This is a genomic window from Pseudomonas sp. NPDC088885, from assembly GCF_044750025.1.
GTDB lineage: Bacteria > Pseudomonadota > Gammaproteobacteria > Pseudomonadales > Pseudomonadaceae > Aquipseudomonas > Aquipseudomonas rustica.
Window position 1 is genome coordinate 1 of the sequence record NZ_JBIVJB010000075.1, and the last position, 7,341, is coordinate 7,341.

At 59.1% G+C, this 7,341-nt stretch carries 7 protein-coding genes; 2 read left to right on the forward strand and 5 right to left on the reverse strand.

Annotated elements, in window-relative coordinates; genetic code table 11:
• Nucleotides 1-226: 226 nt before the first annotated feature.
• Nucleotides 227-649, reverse strand: coding sequence for an OsmC family protein (locus tag ACIP1X_RS22045; RefSeq protein WP_003228794.1), 423 nt, complete (start codon nucleotides 647-649; stop codon nucleotides 227-229).
• Between the two features lie 236 nt (nucleotides 650-885).
• Between ACIP1X_RS22045 and crp the strand changes: the two genes are divergently transcribed.
• Nucleotides 886-1,530 carry a cAMP-activated global transcriptional regulator CRP gene (gene crp, locus ACIP1X_RS22050; protein WP_053124359.1) on the forward strand — a complete coding sequence of 215 codons (645 nt, stop codon included), beginning with the start codon at nucleotides 886-888 and terminating at the stop codon, nucleotides 1,528-1,530.
• On the opposite strand, the gene ACIP1X_RS22055 is transcribed toward crp, so the two are convergent.
• The 4 genes from ACIP1X_RS22055 to ACIP1X_RS22070 form a co-directional block, all read right to left on the reverse strand.
• The gene (locus ACIP1X_RS22055) at nucleotides 1,527-2,225 is read right to left on the reverse strand and encodes a biotin/lipoate A/B protein ligase family protein (protein WP_400755081.1); all 699 of its coding nucleotides are present in this window, start codon (nucleotides 2,223-2,225) and stop codon (nucleotides 1,527-1,529) included. The genes crp and ACIP1X_RS22055 overlap by 4 nt on opposite strands.
• 136 nt (nucleotides 2,226-2,361) lie before the next feature.
• Nucleotides 2,362-3,198 carry an indole-3-glycerol phosphate synthase TrpC gene (trpC, locus tag ACIP1X_RS22060; RefSeq protein ID WP_053124365.1) on the reverse strand — a complete coding sequence of 279 codons (837 nt, stop codon included), beginning with the start codon at nucleotides 3,196-3,198 and terminating at the stop codon, nucleotides 2,362-2,364.
• Complete coding sequence (trpD, locus tag ACIP1X_RS22065; protein ID WP_150793331.1) at nucleotides 3,195-4,244, reverse strand: anthranilate phosphoribosyltransferase; 1,050 nt, start codon at nucleotides 4,242-4,244, stop codon at nucleotides 3,195-3,197. The genes trpC and trpD overlap by 4 nt, the downstream gene beginning before the upstream one ends.
• Before the next feature lie 9 nt (nucleotides 4,245-4,253).
• Complete coding sequence (locus ACIP1X_RS22070; protein ID WP_400755084.1) at nucleotides 4,254-4,847, reverse strand: aminodeoxychorismate/anthranilate synthase component II; 594 nt, start codon at nucleotides 4,845-4,847, stop codon at nucleotides 4,254-4,256.
• A gap of 408 nt (nucleotides 4,848-5,255) precedes the next feature.
• Between ACIP1X_RS22070 and estP the strand changes: the two genes are divergently transcribed.
• Nucleotides 5,256-7,163, forward strand: a complete 1,908-nt coding sequence (gene estP, locus ACIP1X_RS22075; protein ID WP_400755087.1) for an esterase EstP — start codon at nucleotides 5,256-5,258, stop codon at nucleotides 7,161-7,163.
• Nucleotides 7,164-7,341: the final 178 nt, after the last annotated feature.

A 7,341-nucleotide genomic window follows, 5' to 3' on the forward strand; every position in this document is an offset into this window, starting at 1 on the left:
CTCTATGTATGCGGCGCAGCCGCGTGATCAAGCATGCCCGTCAAGTGCGAACGACGCACCTGCGTAGGACGGTTAACACCTCTTCGCGATGGCGATTTTGGTTATCTGTTCAGGCGGATGATCCGTCGGTTGACCGATCACTGCCCTGAAAAAAGTGGCGCATTATGCAGACGTCAGCGGGGGATCGCCAGAGTCTGCACTGCTTTTATGATAGTTGAATGTCGCTTCAACCGAGTTCGACGATTTCGTAATCGTGGGTGATGGCCACGCCAGCGGCGCCGAGCATGATCGAGGCCGAGCAATATTTCTCGGCGGACAGCTCGATCGCGCGTTTGACCTGGGCTTCTTTCAAGCCACGGCCCTTGACCACGAAATGCATGTGAATCTTGGTGAACACTTTCGGATCTTCAGTCGCGCGCTCGGCTTCAAGAAAGGCTTCGCAGCTTTCGACGGCCTGACGCGACTTCTTCAGAATGCTGACCACGTCGAAATTGCTGCAACCGCCCACACCGAGCAGGAGCATTTCCATCGGGCGAACACCCAGGTTACGACCACCGGCGTCCGGCGGACCGTCCATCACCACGACATGACCGCTGCCGGATTCGCCGAGGAACATGGCTTCGCCAGCCCATTGGATGCGTGCCTTCATCGCCAAGACTCCACTGTAGAAAAAAGGGTCGCCAGCTTAGCACGGGCATTGTGCCGCCAGCGCGCGTCGTTCCTAGGACGGATGCGTCTACGACGTAGGTAATTTCTCGAATTTGCGACGAAGTGTCTGTTAAGCTGGCGCCAATTCGCTGGCGCCCATGCCAGCTGTGCAGCGACCGCCTTCAGCGCCTCATAAAAAAACCAAACATCACCGTGCAGTCTTTTCGGGATACAACCATGGTTGCTATTACCCCCACACCCAAAATCAAGAACCTCGACAAGCTGCTGATGCATTGTCAGCGCCGTCGTCATGCGGCCAAGAGCAACATCATCTGCGCCGGCGACCGTTCCGATACGTTGTATTTCATCATCAAGGGTTCGGTGACGATCCTGATCGAAGATGACGACGGTCGCGAAATGATCATCGCCTACCTGAACGCCGGGGATTTCTTCGGTGAACTGGGTCTGTTTGAACAGGCCGGGCAGGAGCAAGAACGCAGCGCCTGGGTGCGCGCCAAGGTTGAATGTGAGATCGCGGAAATCAGCTATACCAAGTTCCGCGAATTGTCGCAGCAGGATCCAGACATTCTTTACGTCCTCAGCGGACAAATCGCACAACGCCTGCGCAACACCACACGCAAGGTCGGCGATCTGGCGTTCTTTGATGTGACCGGTCGCGTAGCGCGTTGCCTGCTGGAGTTGTGCAAACAGCCAGACGCAATGACCCACCCGGACGGTATGCAGATCAAAGTGACGCGTCAGGAAATCGGCCGGATTGTCGGATGTTCGCGGGAGATGGTCGGTCGCGTGCTCAAGGATCTCGAGGAACGCAACCTGGTCGATGTGAAAGGCAAAACCATGGTGGTCTTCGGTACGCGCTAAGCGTACATCTGCGCCAGCATCAGACGAAACAGCTCATCGAGACGCGCCAAGGCCTGTGGCGCGTTGAATTTTTCATGCAAAGCGATGTGGCTTTGCGCCCTCACCCGCTGCTCCAGGCCGCACGCTTCATTGAAGCGATTGACCGCTGCAACCATCGATTCGCGCTCGTCATCCATCAGCATCGCCCCGTGCACCAGACCGACCGGACGCTGTCCGCCCTGACTCTGGCGCCAGCGCTGGGCGGTGCCGACCATTTTGCGACCGTCGAGATTGACGTTGAAACGACCGTCGCAGAATGCGCCGTCGATTTCGCCCAAGGAAGACGTGCCACCCAACTCATCGAGCAACTGACAGATCGGATCGCAGAGACGGTGGTAGCCGGTTTCGATGCGGTTCAGATCGCCTTCGCTGCGCGGTGGTGCGTAGACCAACGCGATGTTGATGGTGGCGGCGGATTGCGGGACGGGTTCGCCGCCGGTTTCACGCAGCAGGACTGGCCAGCCGGCGGCTGCGGAGACATCGCAGGCGTGGTCGAATGCGGGCAGACGGTTGAGGCGGCGTGGCATGACCAACGCGCGATCGCTGGGTTGCCAGAATAGAAGGCCGAATTCGGAGTCGCCGGCGCAGACCGAGGCCAGCAAGTCTTGTTCGGCCTGGAGGCCGGCTTCGATGGTCAGGGGGGTTGGCAGCGACATAACAGGCTCCGGCAACATAAGAATCTTCAGCGGTTTCGATGGCCCCTTCGCGAGCAGGCTCACTCCTACAAGGGGAACGCATTCCAAGTGTAGGAGTGAGCCTGCTCGCGAAAGGGTCGACTCGGTCTGAAGCGAATCAGTCGAGGGTCGAACCGCTGATCGAGGTGCCACGCTCCGGAAAGAACAGGCGCTGCAGTTCAGTGCCCGGGTTTTCCGCGCGCATGAACGCTTCGCCGACCAGGAACGAATACACGTCGCTGATTTCCATCAGCTCGACATCGGCACGGTTGAGGATTCCGCTCTCGGTGATCACCAACCGATCGCGCGGAATACGCGGCAACAGGTCGAGCGTCACTTCGAGGCTGACGTCGAAGGTGTGCAGGTTACGGTTGTTGACCCCGACCAGCGGCGTGTCGAGGGTTTTCAACGCGCGCTCCAGCTCATCGCCGTCGTGCACTTCAACCAACACATCGAGACCGACGCTTTTGGCGACAGCGGCCAGCTCGGCCATTTTCACGTCATCCAGGGCGGAGACGATCAACAGCACGCAGTCGGCGCCCAACGCGCGGGCTTCGACGATCTGGTACGGATCGATCATGAAGTCCTTGCGGATCACCGGCAGGCTGCACGCGGCACGCGCCTGTTGCAGATAAGCATCGGCGCCCTGGAAGTAATCGATGTCGGTCAGCACGGACAGGCAGGTCGCCCCGCCCTTCTCGTAGCTTTTGGCGATGTCGGCCGGAACAAAATTCTCGCGGATCACGCCTTTGCTCGGCGAAGCCTTTTTGATTTCGGCAATCACCGCTGGCTGCTTTTTCTTCGCTTGCGCCAGCAGCGCGTTGGCGAAACCACGGGGTGCATCGGCCGCCTTGGCCAGACTTTCCAGCTCGCTCAGGCTGACGCGGGCGCTACGCTCGGCAACTTCCTGAACTTTGCGGGCCAGAATGTTTTCCAGAACCGTCGGTACACTCATCCCTCATTCTCCACTCTGAATACCGCGGTAAAGGCACCCAGCTCCTCGAGTTTTTCCCGAGCGAGGCCGGTGTGCAAGGCGTCGTGAGCAAGCTCTACACCCTGTTTCAAACTGCTCGCCACGTCGGCGGCGTACAGCGCGGCACCGGCGTTGAGCACAATCATTTCGGCGGCTTTCTGGCCGTTCTCGGTTTTGCGCTTGCCGAGGGCATCGCGGATCAGCGCCAGCGATGCTTCCGGGCCGTCGACCGACAGACCATGCAGGCTCTGGCTCTTCATGCCGAGATCTTCCGGCTCGACCCAATACTCAGTGATTTCGTTGTTCTTCAGCTCGGCGACAAAGGTCGGCGCGGCGAGACTGAACTCGTCCAGACCGTCCTTCGAGTGCACCACCAGCACGTGCTTGCTGCCCAGACGCTGCAACACTTCGGCCAATGGCCGGCACAGTGCCTTGTTGAACACGCCCACTACCTGATGCTTAACACCGGCCGGATTCGTAAGCGGGCCGAGCATGTTGAACAACGTACGCAGACCGAGATCGCGGCGCGGGCCGGCGGCGTACTTCATGGCTTTGTGGTGGGTCTGGGCGAACATGAAGCCGATGCCGACGTTGTCGATGCAACGCGCAACCTGCACCGGCGTCAGGTTCAGATAAATGCCGGCGGCTTCGAGCAAGTCGGCGCTGCCGCTCTTGCCCGAGACCGCGCGGTTGCCGTGTTTGGCCACGGTGCAACCGGCAGCGGCGACGACGAACGAAGAAGCCGTCGACACGTTAAAGATGTTCGCACCGTCACCGCCGGTGCCGACCACATCGACCACGCCGTCGAGGGTTTTCAGTTCGACCTGATCGGCCAGCTCACGCATCACCGACACGGCGCCGACGATCTCGTCGATGCTTTCGCTTTTCATGCGCATGGCCATCATGAACGCGCCAATCTGCGCGTCGCTGCATTGGCCGGTCATGATTTCGCGCATCACATCGCGCATTTCATCGGTGCTGAGATCGAGGTGCTCGACGATACGGCTCAGGGCTGTCTTGATATTCATGGGAAGTCCTTAGCGCGTGCCGCCGGTTTGTTTGAGGAAGTTGGCAAACAGTTCATGGCCCTGTTCAGTCAGGATCGACTCAGGGTGAAACTGTACGCCCTCAATGTTCAGGGTCTTGTGACGCAGGCCCATGATTTCGTCGACCGATCCGTCATCGTGTTGCGTCCACGCGGTCAGTTCCAGGCAATCGGGCAAAGTATCGTGCTTGACGATCAGGGAGTGGTAGCGGGTGACTGTCAGCGGATGATTCAGGCCTTGGAAAACGCCCTTGTCCTCGTGGAATACCGGGCTAGTCTTACCGTGCATCACTTGGCGGGCGCGGACTACATTGCCGCCAAAAGCCTGGCCGATCGATTGGTGGCCAAGGCAGACACCGAGGATCGGCAGTTTGCCGGCGAAGTGCTTGATGGCTTCGATGGAGATGCCGGCTTCGGTCGGGGTGCAGGGGCCTGGGGAGACGACGATGCGCTCGGGTTTCAGCGCTTCGATTTCGGCGACGGTCAATTCGTCGTTGCGCACGACTTTCACCTCGGCACCCAGTTCGCCGAGGTATTGCACAACGTTGTAAGTAAAGGAGTCGTAGTTGTCGATCATCAGCAACATGGCGATTCGAACCTCTTGAATTCTGACTTGGAGACAGCCTTCAGATGACTTGCCCGCAGGGCGCTGCACGATGTCGGACGCGGGTAGACGCGTCGGCACAGCGGCATTTCAAACAGGCAAGGAAGGCAAAGCGATACAGATCCGGCGGGGCCGGCAGAAAAGATTCAGGCGCGCCAACGCCAGCGGGCGTGTGCCTTGATGACTTGATCCAGAAGTTTGCTGGTGATCAACACGGGGAAGGTCTCGTTCATACGTTCCGGCACAGTAACTTAGCTGGGCGGAGCGTGCAATATGGCCGGGGCTTTGGGGGTTAAATCTATAAGAGGGTTCGCGACCGATGGCAAAAGGCCGGAAGTTTTTGGTACTGTCGTTTCGTTCACCTACAACAATAAATAAACGGACTTGCTCATGATCAAACAGACGTTGTTTGTACCGCTGGCTGGATGCTTGCTCGCATTGGCCTGCGCCCAGGCGAATGCCGCCCCCAATCCTTACTCGAATTTCGTGGTGTTTGGCGACAGTCTCAACGATGCCGGCACCTTCCGCGACACCGGCGGCCCGGCCGGCGCTACCCAGCGCTACACCAACCGTACCGGGCCAATCTATCTGGACGGCAGCGGCGAATCCCGTGATCTGAACTCCACGCAATTGCTCGGTGGCCGACTCGGCTTCACCCCGGATCAGACCGCCTCTTCCAGCTCGCAAGTGCGCGTCGAAAACGGTCAGGTCGACGGCAACAACTGGGCGGTCGGCGGTTATCGCACCGACCAGATTCTCGATTCGATCACCACACAATCCGCCACCGGTGAACGCACTCGCACTGGTTATCTGCCCTCGAACGGCTTCCGCGCTGACCCGAATGCGCTGTATTACATTTCCGGCGGCGGTAACGACTTCCTCCAGGGCCGCATCCTCAGCCTGCCGCAAGCCAACGCCGGTGCCGATCGACTGGCTGACAGCGTGCAAGCGCTGCAATCGGCCGGTGCCAAATACGTGATGGTCTGGCTGCTACCTGACGTTGGTCTGACCCCGGCTATCAACGGCACGCCGCTGCAAGCGTTCAGCAGCCAGCTCGCCGCGCAATTCAACAGCCAGTTGGTCAGCCGTCTGCAAGGCATCAACGCGGAAATCATTCCGCTGAACATTCCGGTATTGCTGTCGGAAGTGTTCGCCGATCCGGGCCGTTTTGGTCTGGCCACTGATCAGAACCTCACCGCGACGTGCTTCAGCGGCAGCGGTTGCCCGGAAAACGCCCGTTACGGTATTAACAGTGCGACGCCGGATCCGACCAAGCTGATTTACAACGACGGCGTGCACCCGACAGAAGCCGGGCAGAAACTGATCTCCGACTACGCCTATTCCCTACTGGCCGCGCCATGGGAACTGACACTGTTGCCGGAAATGGCCCACGCCACCGTGCGTGCGCATCAGGATGAACTGCGCAGCCAATGGCAGGCGGATTGGGAAAACTGGCAAGCGGTCGGCCAATGGCGCGCGATTGTCTCCGCCGGTGGCCAGCATCTGGATGTCGACAGCCAAAGCAGCGGCGCCAGCGCCGACGGCAGCGGTTACAACCTCAATGTCGGGGGCAGCTATCGTCTGAATGACGCGTGGCGTGTCGGTGTGGCGGGTGGTTTCTACCGGCAGAATCTCGAAGCCGGGCATAACGACTCGGACTACAAACTCAATAGCTACATGGCCACCGCATTTGCCCAGTTCCAGCAGAATCGCTGGTGGGCTGACGCGGCGTTGACCGGCGGCAAACTCGACTACGACAACCTCAAGCGCAAGTTTGATCTGGGCGCCAGCGAAGGTGCGGAGAAAGGTGATACCGACGGCAGCCTCTGGGCGTTCAGCACGCGCATCGGTTACGACATTGCCCAGCCGGGCAGCGAATGGCATCTGTCGCCGTTCGTCAGCGCTGATTACGCCAGTGTTGATGTCGATGGTTATTCGGAGAAGAGCAACCGCGCTACAGCACTGACCTTCGATGACCAGACCCGCGATTCGAAACGTCTGGGTGTCGGTATTCAGGGCAAGTACAACTTCACCCCGCAAACGCAGGTGTTTGGTGAGTATGCGCATGAGCGCGAGTACGAAGACGACGTGCAGAAGGTCAATATCGCGCTGAATACCTTACCGGCGAATGACTTCAAACTTGAGGGTTATACGCCGCAGAGCCATTTGAACCGTTTGAGTTTGGGTGTTAGCCATAAGCTGACGGCGGATCTGGCGTTGCGTGGCGGGTATTCGTTCCGCAAGGATGATGACTTTACCCAGCAGGGTGTGAATGTTGGGGTGGTGTTGGATTTTTAAGCGGTAGATCGAAAGATCGCAGCCTGCGGCAGCTCCTACAGGGGGTTGTTGCAGGGCATGAAAAAAGCGGCGCCCTCAACAGGCGCCGCTTTTTTTATGGTGGAAAACATTAACCTGTGGCGAGGGAATTTATCCCCGTTGGGGTGCGAAGCAGCCCCTAAACCAAACACCGCGGGTA

Excerpts from the sequence above, each read along its gene's own strand:
- ACIP1X_RS22045 (WP_003228794.1), bottom strand. The coding sequence starts at position 649 with ATGAAGGCACGCATCCAATGGGCTGGCGAAGCCATGTTCCTCGGCGAA.
- crp (WP_053124359.1), top strand. The coding sequence starts at position 886 with ATGGTTGCTATTACCCCCACACCCAAAATCAAGAACCTCGACAAGCTG.
- ACIP1X_RS22055 (WP_400755081.1), bottom strand. The coding sequence starts at position 2,225 with ATGTCGCTGCCAACCCCCCTGACCATCGAAGCCGGCCTCCAGGCCGAA.
- trpC (WP_053124365.1), bottom strand. The coding sequence starts at position 3,198 with ATGAGTGTACCGACGGTTCTGGAAAACATTCTGGCCCGCAAAGTTCAG.
- trpD (WP_150793331.1), bottom strand. The coding sequence starts at position 4,244 with ATGAATATCAAGACAGCCCTGAGCCGTATCGTCGAGCACCTCGATCTC.
- ACIP1X_RS22070 (WP_400755084.1), bottom strand. The coding sequence starts at position 4,847 with ATGTTGCTGATGATCGACAACTACGACTCCTTTACTTACAACGTTGTG.
- estP (WP_400755087.1), top strand. The coding sequence starts at position 5,256 with ATGATCAAACAGACGTTGTTTGTACCGCTGGCTGGATGCTTGCTCGCA.